At 61.4% G+C, this 21,567-nt stretch carries 17 protein-coding genes and 3 pseudogenes; 16 read left to right on the top strand and 4 right to left on the bottom strand.

The genetic code is table 11. The annotated features are described in order from the left end of the window. The first annotated feature begins 21 nt into the window (after positions 1 to 21). Both HP062_RS18905 and HP062_RS18900 read left to right on the top strand, forming a co-directional pair. Positions 22 to 5,922, top strand: a complete 5,901-nt coding sequence (locus HP062_RS18905) for an Hpt domain-containing protein (RefSeq protein WP_172791873.1) — start codon at positions 22 to 24, stop codon at positions 5,920 to 5,922. Next, a pseudogene (locus HP062_RS18900) lies at positions 5,915 to 6,369 on the top strand (chemotaxis protein CheW). The gene HP062_RS18905 and the pseudogene HP062_RS18900 overlap by 8 nt, the downstream one beginning before the upstream one ends. A gap of 91 nt (positions 6,370 to 6,460) precedes the next feature. Here the strand turns inward: HP062_RS18900 and HP062_RS18895 are convergent. Continuing rightward, positions 6,461 to 6,757: pseudogene (locus tag HP062_RS18895) on the bottom strand (DUF6124 family protein); the annotation flags it as partial. Between the two features lie 304 nt (positions 6,758 to 7,061). Here HP062_RS18895 and HP062_RS18890 point away from each other — a divergent pair. The 10 genes from HP062_RS18890 to madM all read left to right on the top strand — a co-directional run bounded on the left by HP062_RS18890 (position 7,062) and on the right by madM (position 15,173). Further along, on the top strand, positions 7,062 to 7,691 hold the full coding sequence (locus HP062_RS18890) for a nucleotidyltransferase domain-containing protein (protein WP_169857149.1): 630 nt from the start codon (positions 7,062 to 7,064) through the stop codon (positions 7,689 to 7,691). A gap of 270 nt (positions 7,692 to 7,961) precedes the next feature. After that, the gene (mdcA, locus tag HP062_RS18885; RefSeq protein ID WP_077747234.1) at positions 7,962 to 9,632 is read left to right on the top strand and encodes a malonate decarboxylase subunit alpha; all 1,671 of its coding nucleotides are present in this window, start codon (positions 7,962 to 7,964) and stop codon (positions 9,630 to 9,632) included. Beyond that, complete coding sequence (locus HP062_RS18880; protein WP_172791872.1) at positions 9,632 to 10,489, top strand: triphosphoribosyl-dephospho-CoA synthase; 858 nt, start codon at positions 9,632 to 9,634, stop codon at positions 10,487 to 10,489. Before mdcA ends, HP062_RS18880 begins: the two co-directional genes overlap by 1 nt. Beyond that, on the top strand, positions 10,489 to 10,788 hold the full coding sequence (locus tag HP062_RS18875) for a malonate decarboxylase subunit delta (protein WP_008026217.1): 300 nt from the start codon (positions 10,489 to 10,491) through the stop codon (positions 10,786 to 10,788). Before HP062_RS18880 ends, HP062_RS18875 begins: the two co-directional genes overlap by 1 nt. After that, positions 10,781 to 11,632 (top strand): biotin-independent malonate decarboxylase subunit beta, encoded by an 852-nt coding sequence (locus HP062_RS18870; protein ID WP_172791871.1) that lies wholly within the window; start codon positions 10,781 to 10,783, stop codon positions 11,630 to 11,632. The genes HP062_RS18875 and HP062_RS18870 overlap by 8 nt, the downstream gene beginning before the upstream one ends. Then, positions 11,629 to 12,432 carry a biotin-independent malonate decarboxylase subunit gamma gene (gene mdcE, locus HP062_RS18865; protein ID WP_172791870.1) on the top strand — a complete coding sequence of 268 codons (804 nt, stop codon included), beginning with the start codon at positions 11,629 to 11,631 and terminating at the stop codon, positions 12,430 to 12,432. Before HP062_RS18870 ends, mdcE begins: the two co-directional genes overlap by 4 nt. After that, entirely contained in the window at positions 12,426 to 13,037 is a 612-nt protein-coding gene (locus HP062_RS18860) for a malonate decarboxylase holo-ACP synthase (RefSeq protein ID WP_077747235.1), read from the top strand. Before mdcE ends, HP062_RS18860 begins: the two co-directional genes overlap by 7 nt. Beyond that, positions 13,034 to 13,945 carry a malonate decarboxylase subunit epsilon gene (mdcH, locus tag HP062_RS18855; protein WP_172791869.1) on the top strand — a complete coding sequence of 304 codons (912 nt, stop codon included), beginning with the start codon at positions 13,034 to 13,036 and terminating at the stop codon, positions 13,943 to 13,945. Before HP062_RS18860 ends, mdcH begins: the two co-directional genes overlap by 4 nt. Before the next feature lie 65 nt (positions 13,946 to 14,010). Further along, positions 14,011 to 14,403: a malonate transporter subunit MadL gene (madL, locus tag HP062_RS18850; protein ID WP_010466888.1), complete on the top strand. Its 393-nt coding sequence runs from the start codon at positions 14,011 to 14,013 to the stop codon at positions 14,401 to 14,403. A gap of 5 nt (positions 14,404 to 14,408) precedes the next feature. Beyond that, positions 14,409 to 15,173, top strand: coding sequence for a malonate transporter subunit MadM (madM, locus tag HP062_RS18845; protein WP_010466889.1), 765 nt, complete (start codon positions 14,409 to 14,411; stop codon positions 15,171 to 15,173). Between the two features lie 85 nt (positions 15,174 to 15,258). Here the strand turns inward: madM and HP062_RS18840 are convergent, their stop codons facing one another. Then, positions 15,259 to 16,173: a LysR substrate-binding domain-containing protein gene (locus HP062_RS18840; protein WP_172791868.1), complete on the bottom strand. Its 915-nt coding sequence runs from the start codon at positions 16,171 to 16,173 to the stop codon at positions 15,259 to 15,261. Between the two features lie 129 nt (positions 16,174 to 16,302). Between HP062_RS18840 and HP062_RS18835 the strand changes: the two genes are divergently transcribed. After that, complete coding sequence (locus HP062_RS18835; RefSeq protein ID WP_010466891.1) at positions 16,303 to 16,920, top strand: hemolysin III family protein; 618 nt, start codon at positions 16,303 to 16,305, stop codon at positions 16,918 to 16,920. A 114-nt stretch (positions 16,921 to 17,034) separates the two neighbouring features. Here the strand turns inward: HP062_RS18835 and HP062_RS18830 are convergent, their stop codons facing one another. Further along, complete coding sequence (locus tag HP062_RS18830) at positions 17,035 to 17,943, bottom strand: LysR family transcriptional regulator (protein WP_077747237.1); 909 nt, start codon at positions 17,941 to 17,943, stop codon at positions 17,035 to 17,037. A 107-nt stretch (positions 17,944 to 18,050) separates the two neighbouring features. Between HP062_RS18830 and HP062_RS18825 the strand changes: the two are divergent. The 3 genes and pseudogenes from HP062_RS18825 to HP062_RS18815 all read left to right on the top strand — a co-directional run bounded on the left by HP062_RS18825 (position 18,051) and on the right by HP062_RS18815 (position 20,590). Continuing rightward, positions 18,051 to 19,291 (top strand): annotated as a pseudogene (locus tag HP062_RS18825) (D-amino acid dehydrogenase). 18 nt (positions 19,292 to 19,309) lie between these two features. Beyond that, positions 19,310 to 19,660, top strand: coding sequence for a RidA family protein (locus HP062_RS18820; protein ID WP_010466895.1), 351 nt, complete (start codon positions 19,310 to 19,312; stop codon positions 19,658 to 19,660). 27 nt (positions 19,661 to 19,687) lie between these two features. Continuing rightward, positions 19,688 to 20,590, top strand: coding sequence for a transporter substrate-binding domain-containing protein (locus HP062_RS18815; RefSeq protein ID WP_017341248.1), 903 nt, complete (start codon positions 19,688 to 19,690; stop codon positions 20,588 to 20,590). A gap of 116 nt (positions 20,591 to 20,706) precedes the next feature. Here the strand turns inward: HP062_RS18815 and HP062_RS18810 are convergent, their stop codons facing one another. Beyond that, complete coding sequence (locus tag HP062_RS18810) at positions 20,707 to 21,426, bottom strand: 16S rRNA (uracil(1498)-N(3))-methyltransferase (RefSeq protein ID WP_172791867.1); 720 nt, start codon at positions 21,424 to 21,426, stop codon at positions 20,707 to 20,709. Positions 21,427 to 21,567 lie beyond the last annotated feature (141 nt).

Genomic DNA, 21,567 nt, shown 5'->3' with positions numbered 1-21,567 from the left:
GAGCAGTGATTTGGAGTGGTTATGGGTGATCGGCACGACTATGTGGCCCTCGAGTGGGTCAAAGGCGAGATTGCCGAAACGCTGAAAGTGGCTCATCAAGCGATCGAAACCCTGCTTGATGATCCCCAGGCGACGCACGCCCTGAGCGATTGCCTGGCGTGCATCCATCAGGTCCACGGCAGTTTGCAGATGGTCGAATTCTACGGCGCGGCCCTGCTCGCCGAAGAAATGGAACACCTGGCCACCGCCTTGCAGCAAGACCGCATCAACCATCGCGACGAGGCGCTTCATCTGCTGTTGCAAGCCCTCGGGCAACTGCCGATCTACCTCGACCGGGTGCAAGGCGCGCGCCGTGACCTGCCCTTGGTGGTGCTGCCGCTGATCAACGATTTACGCAGTGCCCGGGGCGAAAGCCTGTTGTCGGAAACCAGCCTGTTCAGCCCGCAATTGCTCGACCTGCCGGTGTTGGACGAAGAATCGCTGGCCCTGCTGGAACCGGCGGATTTTGCCAATGTGCTGCGCAAGTTGCGGCAGATGCTGCAAATGGCGTTGGTCGGGTTGCTGCGCGAGCAGGATGACGAGACTAACCTTGGTTATCTGACCAAGGTTTTTTCACGCCTGGAAGGACTGTGCGGCAACGCGCCTTTGAGCCCGTTGTGGCAAGTCGCCTCGGCGCTGGTCGAAGGCATGCGCGGCGGCTCGATTGCCAACAGCCCGGCGCTGCGCAGCCTGTTCAAGGACGCCGACAAAGAACTCAAGCGCTTGCTCGAACAGGGCATACGCGGCATCAATCAGCCGGCACCGCCGGAGTTGCTCAAGAGTTTGCTGTTCTACATTGCCAAGGCCGAACATCCCACCGGGCAGATGCTGACCATGAAAGATCGTTACTCACTGGACGACGCGCTGCCTGACAGCGCAATGGTCGACGAAGAACGCGCCCGCCTGGCCGGACCGGACCGTGACGCGATGCGCTCGGTGCTGGCCGCGCTGTGTGAAGAGCTGGTGCGGGCCAAGGAACGCCTGGACCTGTTTGTGCGCAGCGACCGCCAGCACACCTCGGACCTCGAAACCCTGCTGGCGCCGTTGCGGCAAATCGCCGACACCCTGGCGGTGTTGGGTTTCGGCCAGCCGCGCAAAGTCATCATCGATCAACTGGCGGTGGTGCTGAGCCTCGCCCAGGGCCAGCGTGAACCCAACGACGCCATTCTCATGGACGTTGCCGGGGCCTTGCTCTACGTCGAGGCGACGCTGGCCGGCATGGTCGGCACCGTAGAGCCGGAGAGCCAGGAAGAAAGCCACCTGCCGACCACCGATCTGACGCAGATCCATCAGATCGTGATCAAGGAGGCGCGCATCTGCCTGCAGCAGGCCAAGGACATGATCGTCGACTACATCGACGCCGACTGGGATCGCCAGCATTTGCAGGCCTTGCCGGCGTTGCTGACCCAGGTACGCGGTGCGCTGTCGATGATTCCGTTGGGTCGTGCGGCGAGCCTGATCGAAGCCTGCAACCACTTCATTCGCGAGCATCTGCTGCTGGACCCGGGCCAGCCCGGCTGGCAGGAACTGGACAGCCTGGCCGACGTCATCACCAGCATCGAGTATTACCTGGAGCGTCTCAGCGACGACCCCGAGGCACCCGGTGAACAACTGCTCGACGTGGCGGAAAAGAGCCTGGCGTCCCTTGGGTTTTTCCCCAGTGAACAACAGGTGCCGATGCTTGAGGATGTGCTGAGCCCGAGTGAAGCCCAGGTGATGCAGGACCTGCAAGAACTCGATGACCCCGATACCGTGCAGTCGCTGGCCGATGTCCTGGCCAGCCCGGTGTCTTCGGTCAATCCGCCGGCGCTGACCATTCCGGGCAGCCTGCTGCCACCGCCCGCCGGCGAAGAACCGGTGGACGAAGAGCTGCGGGAAGTCTTCCTCGAAGAAACCGATGAAGTCCTGGAAATCCTCCGGGAGTACTTGCCGCGCTGGACGGCCAACCCGGACGATAACGCCGCGTTGAGTGAATTGCGCCGGGCTTTCCACACCTTGAAAGGCAGTGGCCGGATGGTCCGTGCGCTGGTGCTGGGCGAGCTGGCGTGGGCAGTGGAAAACCTGCTCAACCGCGTGCTGGAGCACAGCGTTGCGCCTGGGGCGGCAGTGCAACAATTGCTCCTCGATACACTGGAGCTGCTGCCGCAACTGGTGGCCGAGTTTGCCGCCAATGCCCAGCGCCAGAGCAACCAGGTCGACCAACTGGCCGCTCGCGCCCATGCCCTCGCCAAGGGCGATACGCCCGCCAGCGATGAGGACACCCAGGACGTCGCGGCCCTCGATCCGCTGTTGCTGGAGATCTTCCGCAAGGAAGCCGAGACCCATCTCGCCAGCCTCAACCGTTTCCTCGATCAAGCTGCCGAGCACGTGCCGCTGCAAGCCAGCGACGAGTTGCAGCGGGCGTTGCATACCTTGAAGGGCAGCGCCTCGATGGCCGGCGTATTGCCGATCGCCGAGCTGGCGACGCCGCTGGATCAACTGGCCCGCGAATACAAAGCGCACCTGATCGCCCTCGACCTCGACGAAGTCGAACTGCTGCTGGAAGCCGAAGGTCTGTTCCGTCTCGGGCTGCGGCAACTCAAGACTGATCCGCTGGCCGAAATACCGGATGCCGATTTACTGATCGAGCGCACCAAGGCGCTGCTCGCTGAGCGTCTGGATGCGCTGTTGAAAGCGCCGAACACCGCGCTGCGAATCAAGCGTGATCCGCAGCTGATCAACAACTTCCTGGCCCAGGGCATGGACATCCTGCTGGATGCCGAAAGCCTGTTGCAGCGCTGGCAGCAGCACCCCGGCGAGCGCCAGGAACTCAGCGCGTTGCTGGACGAATTGACCACCTTGGGCGAAGGCGCGCACCTCGCCGATCTGCATCCGGTGGATGAATTGTGCGAAGCGTTGCTCGACCTGTACGGCGCGGTGGAAGAGAGCAGCCTGGCAGTCAGCGACCGGTTTTTCCACGAGGCGCAAAGTGCCCATGAAGCGCTGATCAACATGCTCGACGAACTGGCCGCCGGCCAGGAAGTCAGCCCGCAACCGGAACGCATCCGGGCCTTGCGCAGCTTGCTCGATGAAAGCCTTGATCCATCGTCCATGGGCCTGATCCGCAGCGATGGCAGCCGCACCCTGAGCATCCGCGAACTGGGCAGCGCCACCGCTGAACTGGAACAGACCGCGACTCGGGTCGAGCTGGACGATGAGATCGTTTCGATCTTTCTCGAAGAAGCGGTGGATATTCTCGAGAGTGCTGGCCAGGCCTTGCAGCGCTGGCTGAACGACCCAGACAACGCCGCGCCGCTGTCGTCCTTGCAGCGGGACTTGCATACTCTCAAGGGCGGCGCGCGGATGGCCGAGGTCGAGCCGGTCGGCGACCTGGCCCATGAATTGGAAAGTCTTTACGAAGGCCTGGTGGACCACCGTTACAGCTACAGCGAAACCCTTGCGCAGTTGCTGCAACAAAGCCATGACCGGCTCGCGGTGTTGCTCGAACAGCTGAAAAACCAGCACACCCTGGGTGCCCCAAGCGAGCTGATCGAGGCGATTCGCGAGTTCCGTCAAGGCAATGCCAACACCGCCGAAGTGGCGGAACCTGCGCCGGCCAATGACTCGCCGGGGCATGACCCCGAGCTGCTGGAGATCTTCCTTGAGGAAGGTTTCGACATCATCGAAAACTCCGGCGCGGCGCTGGTGCGCTGGCAAGCCGAACCGTCGAACCGTCAGGAAGTGGAAACCCTGCTGCGCGACCTGCACACGCTCAAGGGTGGTGCGCGGATGGTGGAAATTGCCCCCATCGGCGACCTCGCCCATGAGCTGGAATTTCTCTACGAAGGTCTGTCCGCTGGCGTGCTGCAACCGACCCCGGCGCTGTTCGCCCTGCTGCAAAGCAGTCATGACCGACTGGCGCAAATGCTCGACGCCGCCCGCGCCGGCCAGCCCTTGCCGCCGGCTGATCGGTTGATCGACGCGATCAAGAACTTCAGCCATCCCGCTGTTCTTGATACGCCGGTGATCGTGCCCGCCACGCCGAAACCCGACGCCCCGGTGGCGCAAGCCGAAGTGGGCGTCGACATGGTCAAGGTCTCGGCAGAACTGCTCGACGATCTGGTCAACCTGGCCGGTGAAACCTCGATCTTCCGTGGCCGTATCGAGCAACAGGTCAACGATGCGCGGGTGGCCCTGAGCGAGATGGAAACCACCATCGAGCGGATGCGCGATCAGTTGCGACGGCTCGACACCGAAACCCAGGGACGGATTCTCAGCCGCCAGCAAGTCGAAGCGGAACGTCTGGGCTACGAGGAGTTTGATCCGCTGGAAATGGACCGTCACTCGCAGTTGCAGCAGTTGTCGCGGGCGCTGTTCGAATCCGCCTCCGACCTGCTCGACCTCAAGGAAACCCTCGATCGACGCAATCAGGATGCGGAAAACCTGCTGCAACAGCAGGGCCGCATCAACACCGAATTGCAGGAAGGACTGATGCGCACGCGCATGGTGCCGTTCGAGCGCATGCTGCCGCGCTTGAGGCGCATCGTCCGCCAGGTCTCCAGTGAACTGGGTAAAGACGTTGAGTTCGTGGTCGGCAACGCCGAAGGCGAGATGGATCGCAACGTGCTTGAGCGCATGGCGGCACCGCTGGAACACATGTTGCGCAACGCCGTGGACCACGGCCTGGAATCGGCCGAGGTGCGTATTGCGGCCGGCAAACCGGCCCAGGGACGAATCACTCTCGACCTGTCCCGCGAGGGCGGCGACATGATTTTCGACATCCGCGACGACGGCGCGGGCGTGCCGCTGGACGCGGTGCGGCGCAAGGCGATCAAGCGCGGCTTGTTGGCCCCGGACGCCGAGGTCAGCGACCGCGATGTGCTGCAATTCATCCTGCAACCGGGGTTCTCCACCGCCGAGAAAATCACTCAGATTTCCGGGCGTGGCGTGGGCATGGACGTGGTTCACGAAGAAGTCCGGCAGCTCGGTGGCACCATGGTCATCGACTCGACACCGGGGCAGGGCGTGCACTTTCGGATTCGCCTGCCATTTACCGTGTCGGTCAACCGCGCGCTGATGGTGCAATGTCTGGAGGATCAATACGCGATCCCGCTGAACACCATCGACGGCATTGTTCGCGTGCTGCCCAACGAGCTCGAAGGGCATTACCGGCTCGATCCGCCGACTTATGAATACGCCGGGCAAACCTATGAGTTGTGCTACCTCGGCGAGCTGCTGAAAACCAGCGCCCGCCCGAAACTGTTGGGCCAGAGCCTGCCGCTGCCGGTCTTGCTGGTGCAATGCAACGAGCGGCACATCGCCGTGCAGGTGGATTCCACGGCCGGCACGCGGGAGATCGTGGTCAAAAGCCTCGGCCCGCAATTTGCGTCGGTGCAGGGGTTATCCGGGGCGACGATTCTGGGCGATGGCCGGGTGGTGCTGATTCTCGATTTGCTGGCGCCGATCCGCGCCATGCAGGCCCGAGTGCCGCAACAGTCGGCGACACAGGACGTTGAGGTCGAGCCGCATAAACCGCTGCTGGTGCTGGTGGTCGACGATTCGGTCACCGTGCGCAAGGTCACCAGCCGCCTGCTCGAACGTCACGGCATGAACGTGCTGACTGCCAAGGATGGGGTCGACGCCATGCTGCTGCTCGAAGAACATATGCCCGACGTGATGCTGCTCGACATCGAAATGCCGCGCATGGACGGCTTCGAAGTGGCGACCCAGGTGCGCAGCGACGAACGTTTGCAGCATTTACCGATCATCATGATCACCTCCCGCACCGGCCAGAAACACCGCGACCGCGCCATGGCCATCGGCGTCAACGACTACCTCGGCAAGCCGTACCAGGAATCGGTGCTGCTCGACAGCATCGCGTTGTGGAGCAAAACCCATGCTTGAGCATCGCACCAGTAATCTCACCGGCCTGCTGCTGCCCCTGGCTGACCGCAACCTGATTCTGCCCAACGTGGCGGTGGCGGAGTTGATTGACTATCAACCGGGGGCGTTCGATCTGGACACACCGCCGTGGTACCTGGGATTGGTGACGTGGCGGGACCGGCAGATTCCGTTGCTGAGTTTCGAGTCGGCGTGCGGCAATAAAACCGTCATCGGCGAGCGTGCGCGGATCGTGATTCTCAATGCACTGGGTGGGCGGCCAGAGTTGAAGTTCATTGCGCTGTTGGTTCAGGGGATTCCGCGGTCGTACAAGCTCGACAGTCAGTTGAGCTATGTGGATGTGCCGTTGTGTCCGCTGGAGCAGGCGGCGGTGCAGGTGGGGAGCAAGTGGCCAAGGTGCCTGATTTGCTGGCGCTGGAGGAGTTGTTGGTGAGTGCCGGGCTAGTCTGACGGGCCCCTTCGCGGGCAAGCCTCGCTCCTACAAGGACTGCGCCAAACCTGTAGGAGCGAGGCTTGCCCGCGAAGGCGGCCTTCACCTTACCGAATACTTCACGGCTAAACCCCGGCCCGAGCCTTCCACATCGTCCGCCAGATCGGCAGCAATGGCGCTGATGGACAGCAAGTCTTCGGAAGCATTGGCCAGCAAGGCTTCAGTGTTGATGTCGGGGCATACAGTGAAGAGCCGGGACTTATTACGGCGCCTCGACGTTTTTTCGTGAGCAGGGGGAAAGTAATAGGAGAAGACGCGGTCGGCAGCTTCTTTAAGTTTCTCGGCTTCAAGGGACGCTTGGGAATCGATGTCAGAGTTATCTGCTGGGTTGGTCGTTACCTTGGACATAATGAGTTTCCGATTACAGATTGGCGTTGGTCCATTCGAAATGAATGGCGCTTTTTCTCCGTCTTTTCGGGGGTTCCAGACCCGATCGCTGATTGGCAGCGACCCATAAACAATAACGATCAGCGCAAAACCCCACCAGTCAGCGGCTTCCGGCATTGCTGTAGGCGGCGACGCCAGACTGTGTAGCCTCGCACCGTTCCTGCGGACAAATGTTTAAACACAAATCCCTATTCGGCTCGCGACAGGTTGAAGATTCCCAAAAAGGGACCTATCGTTCCCTTTTTGGGACTCATCGGTTGCCACTGTGAAAAACCTTTCCCTCAGCGAAGCCTTGTTCACGACCACTCAGCAAAAAGTGCTGGGCTTGTTGTTCGGCAAACCCGATCGAAGTTTTTACGCCAACGAAATCGCCCGCTGGGCTCAAGTGGGTAAAGGCAGCCTCATGCGAGAGCTGGATCGGTTGCAACAGGCAGGCGTGTTGACCCTGAGCCGCCAAGGCAACCAGACCCACTATCAGGCCAATCCGCAGTGCCCGATTTATGCTGAGCTGTTGGGCATCGCCCGCAAGACTTTTGGCATTGCCGAGCCTCTGCGTCAGGCGCTTCAACCCTTTGCCGAACAGATCACCTGGGCATTTGTGTACGGTTCAATCGCCAAGGATTCGGCAAACGCATCCAGTGACATTGATCTCATGCTGATCGGTGAAGGCCTGCACTACAGTGAAGTGATGGAGCGGCTTATGCCTCTGGAGGAGCAATTAGGCCGCGTCCTCAATCCGACGCTCTATACCCCCGACGACTGGGCCGCAAAACTGGCGGCTGAAAACAGCTTCGTCGTGCGGGTAGCGCAGCAGGACAAGATCAACCTGATGGGGGAAAACCCTTTGGAGTCCAAGGATGGGCAGCAACGAGAATCTGGAAAACCTGTTACGTAGCGGTGGGCTGAAAGCCATTCGTGTGCAGCAGCAGATGGCTGGGCTGTAATTTATTACTCGTTGAAAACTGCGGTGATCGTTCTGGCCTCTTCGCGAGCAGGCTCGCTCCCACATTGAAATGCGCTCTCCTGTGGGAGCGAGCCTGCTCGCGATGGCGTCGGCATGGTCAACCATTACCCTGACCGTAACGATCCATCTCTGTGCTTGATTGATGCTCCCCACCCAACCCTCCTAAGGTGACTCCCACGACAGCGAACCCGTGGAGTGGTCATGACAACAACAATATCCCCCGACTCGCGATGGACGCGGCGGCGCAGCGAAAAGCAGCGGCGTCTGGCGTTGGTCAAGGATCTTGCCGACGGTGTGGTCCTGCCCACCGACAACATCGTCGCGGCACTGGAAGCTCTGATCCTGCCCGGCGACCGCGTGGTGCTGGAAGGCAATAACCAGAAGCAGGCGGATTTCCTGTCTCGCTCCCTGGCCAAGGCCGATCCCGCCAAGTTGCATGACTTGCACATGATCATGCCCAGCGTCGGCCGCTCCGAGCACCTGGACCTGTTTGAGCGCGGCATCGCCCGCAAGCTCGACTTCTCCTTCGCCGGCACCCAGAGCCTGCGCATCAGCCAATTGCTGGAAGACGGCCTGCTGGAAATCGGCGCGATCCACACCTACATCGAGCTCTATGCGCGGCTGGTGGTCGACCTGATTCCCAACGTCGTGCTCTCGGCCGGTTTCATGGCCGACCGTGCCGGCAACATCTACACCGGCCCGAGCACCGAAGACACCCCCGCCTTGATCGAGCCGGCCGCCTTCAGCGACGGCATTGTCATCGTCCAGGTCAACCAACTGGTGGACGATGTCAGCGACCTGCCACGCGTCGACATTCCCGCGTCCTGGGTCGATTTCGTGGTGGTGGCGGACAAGCCGTTCTACATCGAACCGCTGTTCACCCGCGACCCACGGCATATCAAACCTGTGCACGTGCTGATGGCGATGATGGCGATCCGTGGGATCTACGAAAAACACAACGTTCAGTCGCTGAACCACGGCATCGGTTTCAACACCGCCGCTATCGAATTGATCCTGCCGACCTACGGCGAATCCCTAGGCCTGAAGGGCAAGATCTGCCGCAACTGGACGCTCAATCCGCACCCGACGCTGATCCCGGCGATTGAAAGCGGCTGGGTCGAAAGTGTGCATTGCTTCGGCACTGAATTGGGCATGGAAAACTACATCGCTGCGCGGCCGGACGTGTTCTTCACCGGGCGCGACGGCTCTCTGCGATCCAATCGGATGTTCTGCCAACTCGCCGGGCAATACGCGGTGGACCTGTTCATCGGCGCAACCCTGCAAGTCGATGGCGACGGCCATTCTTCCACCGTGACCCGTGGGCGCCTGGCCGGTTTCGGCGGCGCGCCGAACATGGGCCACGACCCGCGCGGTCGCCGTCATAGCACGCCGGCCTGGCTCGACATGCGCCATGACGACGCGCCCGAAGCGTTGCTCGAACGCGGTAAAAAACTCGTGGTGCAAATGGTCGAGACCTTCCAGGAGGGTGGGAAACCGACCTTCGTCGAAACCCTCGATGCAATAGAAGTGGCGAAGAAAAGCGGCATGCCGCTGGCGCCGATCATGGTCTACGGCGACGACGTCACTCACCTGCTGACCGAAGAAGGCATCGCCTATTTGTACAAGGCCCGCTCCCTTGAAGAGCGCCAGGCGATGATCGCCGCCGTCGCCGGAGTGACCGCCATCGGCCTGCGCCACAACCCGAAAGACACCGCACGCATGCGCCGTGAAGGCTTGATCGCCTTGCCCGAAGACCTCGGCATCCGCCGCACCGACGCCACCCGCGAATTGCTCGCGGCCAAGAGCGTGGCTGATCTGGTCGAGTGGTCCGGTGGCCTCTACAACCCGCCCGCCAAGTTCAGGAGCTGGTAATGCACGCATTCAACCTGCAACCGAAAACGCTTTCCCTGGCTGAACGGCTGGCGGACCTGGCGGTGGACGCATTGATCGACGAAGCGGACCTGTCGCCGAAACCGGCGTTGGTCGACCGTCGTGGCAATGGCGCTCATACCGATTTGCACCTCGGGCTGATGCACGCCTCGGCGCTGTCGTTGTGGCCTGCATTCAAGGAAATGGCGCAAGCGGCCATTGAATCTGGCGAAGTCGGTGTGCCGCTGCGTGAAGCCGTTGGACGGATCGGTCGGGAAGGGGAGCAAGCGATGCTCGCCACGACGGCTGGCGTGAACACCCATCGCGGGGCGATCTGGGCCTTGGGTCTTTTGGTCACGGCCTGCGCGCTTGAGCCTGAATCCAGTGCCGCAGGCCCGATTGCTTTGCGTGCTGCCCGACTCGCGTTAATCGACGACCGTTACGCACCACGTCCACTCAGCCATGGCGCCCAGGTTGCCCAACGCTACGGCGCTCGCGGTGCCCGTGAAGAAGCCCAACTCGGCTTTCCTTCGGTTCTGCAACGCGCACTGCCACAACTCAAACGCAGCCGCGCCTTGGGCCATGGCGAGCAGAACGCCCGGCTCGACGCCTTGCTCGCAATCATGACGAACCTGGCCGACACCTGCGTGCTCTACCGCGCCGGCGAACACGGCCTGCAAACCATGCAGCTTGGTGCCCAAGAGGTACTCGATGCGGGCGGCAGCGCCAGCCTCGCCGGTCGCCGCCGTCTGCACGAATTGGACGAACAATTAATCGCATTGAATGCGTCGCCCGGCGGTGCCGCGGATTTGCTCGCCGCCTGCCTGTTTATCGACCGCATCGAGTCGGGAGCTTTCTGATGGAAACCTTATCCTTTGAATTCCCCGCTGGGCAGCCGCCACGAGGCCGCACGCTGGTGGGCTGTGTCGGTTCGGGCGATCTGGAAGTGCTGATCGAACCGGGTCAGGCCGGCAAATTGACGATCAAGGTGCAGACCTCGGTCAATGGCGCCGAACAACGCTGGCAGCACCTGTTTGCACGGATGTTCGACGGCCAGACACCGCCAGCGATGGCCATTGATATCCACGATTTCGGCGCGACCCCCGGCGTGGTGCGCTTGCGTCTGGAACAAGGCTTTGAGGAGATCGGTCATGACTGACAGTAAAGAACTCCTACACAAGCACAGCTTCGTCGAACTCGGCGCCCGGCAAAGGGCGAAAGCCTTGCTCGACCCTGGCACCTTCCGCGAATTGCTCGACCCGTTTCAACGCGTCATGTCGCCATGGCTGTCGCGCCAGGGCGTGGTGCCGCAAGCCAATGACGGCGTGGTGATCGCCAAGGGCAGCATCGGTGGATTGCCGGTGGTGATCGCCGCCATCGAAGGTGCATTTCAGGGCGGCAGCCTCGGTGAGGTCGGCGGGGCGAAGATTGCCGGTGCGCTGGAACTCGCCGCCGAAGACAACCGCAATGGCATTCCCACTCGCGCCGTGTTGCTGCTGGAAACCGGCGGCGTGCGTTTGCAGGAAGCCAATCTTGGGCTGGCGGCGATTGCCGATATTCATGCGGCGATTGTCGACCTGCGCCAGTACCAGCCGGTTATCGGTGTGGTCGCCGGCAGCGTGGGTTGCTTTGGTGGGATGTCGATTGCCGCCGGGTTGTGCAGCTATTTGCTGGTGACTCAGGAAGCGCGGCTTGGCCTCAACGGTCCGCAAGTGATCGAACAGGAAGCCGGGCTTGAGGAATACGACTCCCGCGACCGTCCTTTCATCTGGAGCCTGACCGGTGGCGAGCAGCGTTTTGCCAGCGGTTTGGTGGACCGTTATGTCGCCGACGACGTGGCGCAGATTCAGCAGCAGGTCGGCGAATTACTCAAGCAAGGTTTGCCGGCACAGCAACGCAGCCGTCAGGCCGATCTGTTCCTGAAACGGCTGGCCCGTCTGGACGCCGAACCGCAAATCGAGCCGTCAGTGGTTCGCGATCTGTATCAAGGAGAGCGCTCATGAGTTCGTATTCCCTGAGAGGTTTGAACTGGTTCAACGCCTTGAGTGCGGGCGCGAAACAGGTCGAAGGTTTGCCCGCTTCGTTGAAGGTCGCCGACGGTGTATTGGGTGATCAGTCTGTACGGTTTATCGCGGTGGTGGCTGATCCCGACAACCGTTTCGTCCGCGCCCGCAATGGCGAGGTCGGTCTGCTGGAAGGTTGGGGCCTGGCCAAGGCGGTGGATGACGTCATCGCCGAAGACACGGATAAACCGCACAAACGCGCCTTGGTCGCCATCGTCGATGTGCCGAGCCAGGCTTACGGTCGGCGCGAAGAAGCGCTCGGCATTCATCAGGCCCTGGCGGGTGCGGCAGACAGTTATGCCCGCGCCCGGTTGGCCGGTCATGCGGTGATTGGCTTGCTGGTGGGCAAGGCGATGTCCGGGGCGTTTCTGGCCCATGGGTATCAGGCCAATCGCCTGATTGCCTTGCGTGATCCGGGCGTGATGGTCCATGCGATGGGCAAGGCATCGGCAGCGCGGGTGACGTTGCGCAGCGTCGAAGAACTCGAAGCCCTGGCTTCCAGCGTGCCGCCGATGGCTTATGACATCGACAGCTATGCGAGTCTGGGATTGCTTTGGGAAATCTTGTCGGTGGAGCAGATCGAGCAGCCGACAACGGCGGATCTGGCGCGGGTGACTGAATGCCTGAACCTTGCCATTGGCGATGTCGCCACCAGCGGACGTGATCTGAGCAGCCGCTTGGGCGCGACCAACCGTGCGGCATCAAGCACCGTTCGCCAATTGCTGAGAGCGCAGTGGTGAATACGTTTCTGGCCCACGACCTGCTTTGGGGCATGACCCCGGAGCAGCTGCCGGTGGACGCGCCTGCATGGGCGATCGAGTCGGTCAGCGCAGGTCAGCCGGTGGTGGTTCGGCGTGCGTTGAGTGCGCCGGATTACATCGCGGTCGGGGTGCGTGGGCGGTTGCGTGAGCAGCGGTTTGCAACGGTGATGTCGATCGCTGCGATTGCTCGTCGCGTCAGACCGGAAGACCTTTGTCATGCCTTGATCGAGCGGGATTTGCCAGCAGTACGCGCCCTCAATGATTTGCGGCCGATGCTCGATGACTTCGGTTGGGCGTGGGGCGTCAGCGGCAGCGCCGGGTTTGAATTGGCCAGCGGTGTTCAAGCGTTGCACGAGGGCAGTGATCTCGACTTGATCCTGCGCACCCCGCAACCGTTGGATCGATTGAAAGCGCAGGCGCTGGTGAAGATTCTGGACACGGCTGCGTGCCAGGTAGACATGCAGTTGCAGACGCCTTTCGGCGCCGTCGCCCTGCGCGAATGGGCTGGTGCTGCCCGCCGGGTTTTGCTGAAAAACGCCCGTGAAGCCTGCCTGGTGATTGATCCTTGGGAGCAAGCAGCGTGAGCAGTTTGCTGGTGTTCCCAGGCCAGGGCGCGCAGCAACCGGGCATGCTCCATCGTTTGCCTCGCGAAACGGTGATCGAGGCCAGTGAAGTGCTGGGCGAAGACGTGTTGCGGCTGGATTGCGCCGAGGCGTTGAAATCGACAAGGGCCGTTCAGCTTTGCCTGTTGATTGCCGGCGTCGCGGCTTCACGCCAGTTATCAATGGCAGCGGATTACGTGGCGGGATTGTCCATTGGCGCCTACCCGGCAGCGGTGGTGGCGGGCGCCCTGAGCTTCAGCGATGCGCTGCATCTGGTCAGCCTGCGTGGTGAGCTGATGCAGCAGGCTTATCCTCAGGGCTACGGCATGACCGCGATCATCGGTCTGGATCTGGCGACAGTGGAAGAGTTGCTCGCGCAGGTTCACCGCGTCGATATGCCGGTTTACATGGCCAATATCAATGCCGATAACCAAGTGGTCATTGCCGGCAGCGATGCGGCGATGAAAGCTGTCGCCGAACTGGCCCGAGGTCGCGGTGCAGGTCTGGCAAAACGACTGGCCGTCAGCGTGCCTTCCCATTGCCCGCTGCTGGAAGCTCCGGCGAAAACCCTGGCCGAAGCCTTCGCCAATGTGCAACTGAAAACACCGACATTGAGTTACCTGAGCGGCAGTCGCGCCCGGCCCGTCATCAACACCGAAGCCTTGCGCGATGACCTGGCTTTCAACATGTGCCGCGTGGTGGATTGGCGCGGCACGGTGCAAAGCGCTTATGAGCGTGGCGTACGTCTACAGATCGAACTGCCGCCCGGTGCGGTGCTGACCGGGCTGGCGCGCCGGGTGTTCGAGCAGGGCACCGTCATTGCCTTCGACGGTGCTCGCCTCGATACCTTGCAGGCGCTGTTGCGTGAGGAGGGAAGCCGCCAACCCTAGACCACCGACTCAAGCCTTCGAACAACAAAAACAACATTCGACGATGCACTTTGAGGACAACAACAATGATTATTTATGGTGTGGCGTTTCTCGCCTTTTGTACCCTGGTGGGTATTTTTGTCGGTGAACTGCTCGGCAAGCTGATTGGCGTACCGGCCAACGTTGGCGGTGTAGGTATTGCGATGCTGCTGTTGATCGGCCTCGGCAGTTACCTGAATAAAAGTGGTTGGTTCAAAGGCAAGACAGAGCAGGGCGTGGAGTTCTGGAGCGCAATTTATATTCCGATCGTCGTCGCCATGGCGGCGCAACAAAACGTCTATGGCGCACTCAAGGGTGGGCCGATGGCGATTCTGGCGGGGACGGCAGCGGTGGTTATCGCCTTTGCCTTGGTGCCGGTGCTGGTACGCATCGGCAACAAGGAACCCGCCTCTGTCATTCCTCCGAAGACGGTAGGGTGATCGCCATGTACGAATCGATGATGAAGGTAATTACCGGTTACGGCCTGATCAGTGGCTTTCTGATTGTCGGCGTGACCATGTGGGTGTCCTACTGGATTTCCAATACGTTCACCAAAGGCCGCTTGCACGGCTCGGCCATCGCCATTTTGCTCGGCCTGTTGTTGTCGTATGTCGGTGGTGCGTTGACCGGTGGCCAGAAAGGCGTGGTGGACATCCCGTTGCTGTCCGGGATCGGCCTGCTGGGCGGTGCCATGTTGCGCGATTTCGCCATTGTGGCCACGGCGTTTGGCGTCAGTGTCGATGAGCTCAAACGTGCCGGTTTTGTCGGAGTACTGGCGTTGTTCGTCGGCGTCGGGACGTCGTTTATTGCCGGTGTCGCCGTGGCCATGGCCTTCGGATACACCGATGCGGTCAGCCTGACCACCATTGGTGCCGGGGCTGTGACGTATATCGTCGGTCCGGTCACCGGGGCTGCCATCGGTGCCAGTTCCGAGGTCATGGCGCTGTCGATTGCCGCAGGGTTGATCAAAGCCATTCTGGTGATGGTCATGACGCCGTTCGTGGCGCCGATGATTGGTCTGAACAACCCACGCAGTGCGGTGATCTTCGGGGGCTTGATGGGGACATCCAGCGGTGTGGCGGGCGGGTTGGCGGCCACGGATCCGAAACTGGTGCCTTATGGTTGCCTGACCGCCGCGTTCTACACGGCATTGGGCTGTTTACTCGGGCCTTCGTTGCTGTTTCTGATCATGCGCGGATTAATGGGCTGATGCGCTAGAGGGTAAGCCACGCGCCCACAGGAACTGCGCAATGCCTGTAGGCGCGAGGCTTGCCCGCGAAGGGCGCGACAGGGTCTCAGGCCTGGCGATTGGCATACATCCGACACTCCGCCAACAACGCCAGCAGATTCGGATCGCGCTCCTTGGCTTTCAAAAACACCACGCCAATGTGCTGCTGCAACCGATACTTTTCCTGCAACGGAATCAGCTTCACACGGTTCTCATACACCGCCGCAATCCGCCCCGGCAGCAACGCATAACCCACCCCCGAGCTGACCATGCTCAGCAGGGTGAAGATGTCGTTGACCTGCATCGCCACCTTCGGCTCGAACCCAGCCTGCTTGAACACCCGGTTGCCGTCCTGATGCGTGGCAAACCCCTGAGTGAGTGTGATGAAAGTTTCGTCGCGCACTTCGGCCAGGTCGACTTCCGCCCGTTGGGCAAACTTCGAATCCGCTGGCGTGGCCAGGAAGATGTCATCGGAGAACAGTGGAATCTGCTCGCAGTCCGGGTCGTTGATGCTGTCGTCCAGGGACACCAGGATCGCGTCGACTTCCATGTTCTTGAGCTTGTACAGCAGGTCGAAATTCGAGCCGAGGATCAAGTCGATGTTGAGCTCGCTGCGACGGATTTTCAGGCCCATGATCAGCTGCGGCACCGTCTTCACCGTCAGCGAATACAACGAGCCGAGCTTGAAGCGTTCGGCGGAGAACCCGGCCGCTTCGCGGGTCAGGCGCACGGTTTCGACCACGTCCTGAATCAGCTTCTGGGCGCGTTCTTCCAGCACATAAGCGCTTTCCAGCGGTGTCAGGTTGCGGCCTTCGTGTTTGAACAACGGGCAGCGCAAGGCGCTTTCCAGTGAGTGAATGGCGCGGTGCACGCTGACGTTGCTGGTCTGCAACTCGGCGGCGGCCCGGGCCAGGTTGCCGGTGCGCATGAAGGCGAGGAACACCTCGAGTTTTTTCAGGGTCAACTCTTCGTCGATCAGCATGGGCGTGACTCTTGGTCGAATGGCTCGATTGTGCACGTATGCGCGGATTTGTGATCTGAAACATTGCGCTTTTAAGCTCAAGGGCTGAGCCTTGCGCCATGTTGTAACGAATGTTGAGGTGGGCGACACATGTATCACGGGGAACGATTGAACGCCTGGACGCATTTGGTCGGTGCGGTGGCGGCGATGGTTGGGGTGGTGTGGATGCTGGTGATTGCCAGCATGGACGGCAGCCCGTGGAAGATTGTCAGCGTGGCGATTTACGGATTTACCTTGATGGTGCTTTACAGCGCATCGACCGTTTACCACAGCGTGCGCGGGCGCAAGAAAGCGATCATGCAGAAGGTCGATCACTTTTCGATCTACCTGCTGATTGCCGGCAGTTACACGCCATTCTGTCTTGTGACGCTACGCGGGCCGTGGGGCTGGACCTTGTTCGGAATTGTCTGGGGATTGGCGCTGATCGGCATCCTGCAAGAGATCAAACCGCGTTCGGAAGCGCGGATTCTGTCGATCGTGATCTACGCGGTGATGGGCTGGATCGTGCTGGTGGCGGTCAAGCCGCTACTGGCGGCGCTGGGCAGCACAGGTTTTGCCTGGCTGGCGTCGGGCGGCGTGTTGTACACCGTGGGCATTGTCTTTTTTGCGCTGGACAGTCGTTTGCGTCATGCCCACGGGATCTGGCATCTGTTCGTGATCGCCGGGAGTCTGCTGCACTTCGTGGCGATTATGTTTTATGTCTTGTAGATCGCACCGCAGCTATATGAAAAAACCTGTGGGAGCGAGCCTGCTCGCGAAAGCGCCAGGTCAGTCGACATCATCGCTGACTGATCCACCGCATTCGCGAGCAGGCATGCTCCCTCAGGAACACAGGCGATCCAGTTGTGCCTGCGCCCGTCGGCTGAACACCTGCAACAAGTCGCTCAAGGTATGGGGCGGCGGTTCGTCGGCGCGGGTGACCGCATACAACGTGATCGGTAACGCTGGCGCCAGAGGTCGAATCGCCGTGGTGGCGGGGGATGCGCCAAGCGCAGTAAACGGGTCGATCACCGCCAGCCCGGCACCGGATTCAACCATCGCCCGCGCCAGCGAATAGGTCTGCACGGCGATGCGAACCCGTGGTGGCGGCTCGACCGCCTCAAGGTAGCTGTCGAGCCTGGCCGCCAGCGGATCGGCGCTGGACAGGCCGATCAGCGGCGCGCCGGCCAGTTCGATCAAGGGTAATGGCTGGCCCAAGGCGTCGTCGGTCCAATAGCCCAACGGCGCCAGCGCCACCAACACCCCGCAGGCCAGGGGCTGCGCCTTCAGGCCCGGATGATCCGGCGGTTGCAAGGTCAGCGCGACATCCACTTCGCGCATCAACAAATTCTGCATCAACTCACGGCTGTGGGCGCTGGACAGCTCGCAGACAATGTCCGGGTAGCGTTGCGTCCACTCGTTGATGGCCGGCGGCAGCAGCGACAAGGCCAGCGCCGGGATCGCGCCGATCCTCACGCTGTGACCCGGCTCGCGGCGCAGGCTCTGGGCCAGACGTCGCACGCCTTGCAGGCTTTCGGTGACCTTGTCGACCTCGCGCTCAAGCTCCAGCGCTTCGGGCGTGGCCTGCAATTTACCGCGCACCCGCAGAAATAACGGGAAGCCCAGTTGCTGCTCGGCGTGTTGCAGCACTTTGCTCACCGCCGGCTGCGACACGTGCAGCAACTGCGCGGCGCCGCTGACCGAACCGGTCTGGCGAATGGCCTGGAAAATCTCGATGTGTCGCAGTCGCATGGCAAGTCCATAACCTTTGTTTATGGGTCAGGCATCTTTATGCATTGTTCAAGGTCTGTCACCTGGTCCTAACCTGAAGCCTGTTTCAACAACGGTTAAGGACAGACATGGCTCAGCGGGTTTGCATCATCGGTGGCGGCGTCATCGGCCTGACGACGGCTTACGCACTGGTTCGCGACGGCATCGACGTGACGCTGATCGAGGCCCGGGATTCGCTGGGCAGCGAGACCAGTTTCGCCAACGGCGGCCAGTTGTCCTACCGTTACGTCGCGCCTCTGGCCGATGCCGGCGTGCCGTTGCAGGCGCTTGGCTGGATGCTGCGCGGTGACTCTCCGCTGAAGTTGCGTCCGCGCCTGGACCCGGCGCAATGGCGCTGGATGGGGTCCTTCCTGGCGGCGTGCCGTCGTTCTGTGAATCAGCGCAACGGCGCGCACCTGCTGCGTCTGGCGCTGCTGAGCCAGTCCACGCTGCAAGGCTGGCGGGACGAAGACCGTCTCGACGGCTTCGCCTGGCGGCGCAACGGCAAACTGGTGACGTTTCGTGAAGCCGCGAGTTTTGAGCATGCGCGCCATGGCCTGGCCGATCCGCAACAGCAGCACGTGCTGTCGCGTGCCGAATGCGCACAGTTGGAGCCTGCGCTTGCCGAGGCGCCGTTTGTGGGCGCGATTTATACGCCTGACGAAGAAGTCGCCGATTGCCATGCTTTCTGCCAGCAACTGCTGGATCGGCTCCAGGCGTCGGGGCGTTGCGAGTTTTTGCTGGGACGCAAGGTCACCGGCATTCGCCACGCGGATGGCGCGGTGCAGGCTGTCGAAATGGGTTCGCACGTGCTGCCGGTCGAGCAACTGGTGATCGCCGCCGGTCATCGCAGTCCGGCGCTGGCGCTGCCCGGCATGCACCTGCCGCTGTATCCGCTCAAGGGCTACAGCCTGACCTTGCCCGTGCGCACCGAACATCGCGCACCGGAGCTGAGCATCACCGATTACAACCGCAAGATCGTTTATGCCCGCATCGGTGATCAACTGCGCGTGGCGGCGATGGTCGACATCGTCGGCTTCGACCCGGCGCTCGACCCCAAGCGTCTGGCGCTGATCAAGCGCCAGGCGCAGGAAACCTTACCCAATGCCGGCGATTACAACGCCGCCATCGAATGGGCCGGCATGCGCCCGGCCACCCCAGCGGCGTGCCGTTGATTGGCGCGACGGCGTACCGCAACCTGTGGCTCAACCTGGGCCATGGCGCCCTGGGTTTTACCCTGGCTTGCGGCAGCGCCCGGTTGCTCAGCGAGTTGATCGCCCGGCGCGCACCCTCGATTGAAATGCAGGGCCTCGCCCCCCGCGTCGCCTGACTTGAAAAGGAAAAACCGATGAGCATCAACCGTATCAACAGCAACAGCCGGCTCTCTGGCGCGGTGACCTTTGGCGATCTGGTGTTTCTCTCGGGACAGGTTCCGGGTGACAGCCTCGACGTCACCGGCCAAACCGCCGAGGTGCTGGCGAAGATCGATGCGTTGCTGGCCGAAGCTGACAGCGACAAGGATCATCTGCTCAACGCGACCATTTACCTGAACGACATTGGCCGCGACTTTGCCGCCATGAATGAGGTCTGGTCGCAGTGGCTGTCACCGGGCAAAGCGCCAACCCGCACTACTTTGCAGGCGCAACTGGCCCGTCCCGAGGTCCTGGTGGAAATCACCGTGATCGCAGCGCGCCGCTAATCGCTCAACCCACAACGGAGAATAACAATGCAAAAAATCACGTTGATCGGCTGCACCCTCGGTCTGCTGCTCGCCAGTCAGGTCCAGGCCAACGAAACGCCACTGACCGGTACGCTGAACAAGGTTGCCAATGCCAAGAGCATCACGCTGGGCTATCGCGACGCGTCGGTGCCGTTCTCCTACGTGGGTGATCACACGGGGCAGCCGATGGGCTATTCGGTGGACCTGGCGAGCAAGATTGTCGAGCGCATCAAGCAAAAGCTTGAACTGCCGGATCTGCAGGTGAAGTACAACCTGGTGACCTCGCAAACGCGCATTCCGCTGGTGCAGAACGGCACGGTCGACCTTGAGTGCGGCTCCACCGGCGTGACCGCCGAGCGCATGCAGCAAGTGGCGTTTTCCTACGGGTTTATCTACGTGAAGGGTCAGTTGCTCACGGCGAAGGACAGCGGCATCAAGAGTTTCGCTGACCTGCGCGGCAAGAACGTCGTGACCACCGCGGGCACAACGAATGAACGGTTTCTGAAGAGTTACAACGTCGATCACAAGATCGATATGTTCGTGATCAGCGCCAAGGACCATGGCGAGGCTTTCCAGATGCTGCAGTCGGGTCGGGCGGCGGCGTTCTATATGGACGACGCGTTGCTCTATGGTGAACGAGCGAAGGCCCGCGATCCGCATAAGTGGGTGGTGGTGGGTGAGGAGCAGTCGCGGGAAATCTACAGCTGCATGGTGCGCAAGGATGATCCGCAGTTCCTGGCACTGGTCAACTCCACACTGGCTGACCTGTACAGCTCAGGGGAAATCAACGGCATCTACAACCGCTGGTTCCAACAGCCGATCCCGCCCAAAGGCTTGAACCTGGAATTCCCGATGACCAGCGAGCTGAAAGCCATCATCGCCAAACCGGTGAGTGATCCGGTGCAGTAGTTGCGGACAGATCATTCCCACGCTCTGCGTGGGAATGCCTCTAGGAACGCTCTGCGTCCAGTGACGCGGAGCGTCACGGGCTGCATTCCCACGCGGAGCGTGGGAACGATCAGAACCTAGAAGTCGCCCCACAGTTGTTGCGCCACCGCTAACGCCACGACGGGTGCGGTTTCGGTGCGCAATACGCGAGGACCGAGGCGGGCGGCGTGAAAACCGTCAGCCTTGGCCTGCTCGACTTCCGCATCGGACAACCCGCCCTCAGGCCCGATCAGAAACGCCAAGGTTGTCGGTTTGGCATGACTCACCAACGGCTCAGCCACCGGATGCAGCACCAACTTCAACTCAGCCTCGGTCTGCTTCAACCAGTCCGCCAGCAACAGCGGCGGATGAATCACCGGCACCCGTGAACGCCCGCATTGCTCGCACGCGCTGATCGCCACCTGACGCCAGTGCATCAGGCGTTTGTCGGCGCGTTCATCCTTCAGGCGCACTTCACAGCGGTCGCTGAAGATCGGGGTGATTTCGGTGACGCCCAGTTCAGTGGCTTTCTGAATCGCCCAATCCATGCGCTCGCCTCGGGACAAGCCCTGGCCGAGGTGGATCTGCAAGGGCGACTCGATTTGCCCGGCGAAGCTTTCATCGATCTGCACGACGACGCGCTTCTTGCCGACCTCCACCAGCGTGGCCCGAAACTCATGGCCTGAGCCGTCGAACAATTGCAGCGCATCACCCTCGGCCATCCGCAGCACGCGGCTGATGTAATGGGCCTGGGCCTCGGGCAATTCGTGTTCGCCGGTGCTCAAGGGGGCGTCGATAAAGAAGCGGGACAGTCTCATCTTGGATCTCTGTAAAAGTCGAATATAGCAGCGTGCTCAATCAGCTTTTGTGGCGAGGGAGCTTGCTCCCGCTGGGTTGCGAAGCAGCCCCAAACCCGGCGACCGCGATTTGTCAGTTAAAACGCGCAAGCCGGAGTACGA

Origin of the sequence: Pseudomonas sp. B14-6 (genome assembly GCF_013260315.1) — a bacterium.
GTDB lineage: Bacteria > Pseudomonadota > Gammaproteobacteria > Pseudomonadales > Pseudomonadaceae > Aquipseudomonas > Aquipseudomonas mandelii.
This window is presented reverse-complemented; position numbering and strand designations above follow the sequence as displayed.

Coding starts and splice junctions, on each gene's coding strand:
- HP062_RS18840 (WP_172791868.1), bottom strand. CDS start 16,173: ATGCTGATCGACGAAGAGTTGACCCTGAAAAAACTCGAGGTGTTCCTC.
- HP062_RS18815 (WP_017341248.1), top strand. CDS start 19,688: ATGCAAAAAATCACGTTGATCGGCTGCACCCTCGGTCTGCTGCTCGCC.
- HP062_RS18875 (WP_008026217.1), top strand. CDS start 10,489: ATGGAAACCTTATCCTTTGAATTCCCCGCTGGGCAGCCGCCACGAGGC.
- HP062_RS18810 (WP_172791867.1), bottom strand. CDS start 21,426: ATGAGACTGTCCCGCTTCTTTATCGACGCCCCCTTGAGCACCGGCGAA.
- HP062_RS18905 (WP_172791873.1), top strand. CDS start 22: ATGGGTGATCGGCACGACTATGTGGCCCTCGAGTGGGTCAAAGGCGAG.
- madL (WP_010466888.1), top strand. CDS start 14,011: ATGATTATTTATGGTGTGGCGTTTCTCGCCTTTTGTACCCTGGTGGGT.
- HP062_RS18820 (WP_010466895.1), top strand. CDS start 19,310: ATGAGCATCAACCGTATCAACAGCAACAGCCGGCTCTCTGGCGCGGTG.
- mdcE (WP_172791870.1), top strand. CDS start 11,629: ATGAGTTCGTATTCCCTGAGAGGTTTGAACTGGTTCAACGCCTTGAGT.
- HP062_RS18880 (WP_172791872.1), top strand. CDS start 9,632: ATGCACGCATTCAACCTGCAACCGAAAACGCTTTCCCTGGCTGAACGG.
- madM (WP_010466889.1), top strand. CDS start 14,409: ATGTACGAATCGATGATGAAGGTAATTACCGGTTACGGCCTGATCAGT.
- HP062_RS18835 (WP_010466891.1), top strand. CDS start 16,303: ATGTATCACGGGGAACGATTGAACGCCTGGACGCATTTGGTCGGTGCG.
- HP062_RS18870 (WP_172791871.1), top strand. CDS start 10,781: ATGACTGACAGTAAAGAACTCCTACACAAGCACAGCTTCGTCGAACTC.
- mdcA (WP_077747234.1), top strand. CDS start 7,962: ATGACAACAACAATATCCCCCGACTCGCGATGGACGCGGCGGCGCAGC.
- HP062_RS18830 (WP_077747237.1), bottom strand. CDS start 17,943: ATGCGACTGCGACACATCGAGATTTTCCAGGCCATTCGCCAGACCGGT.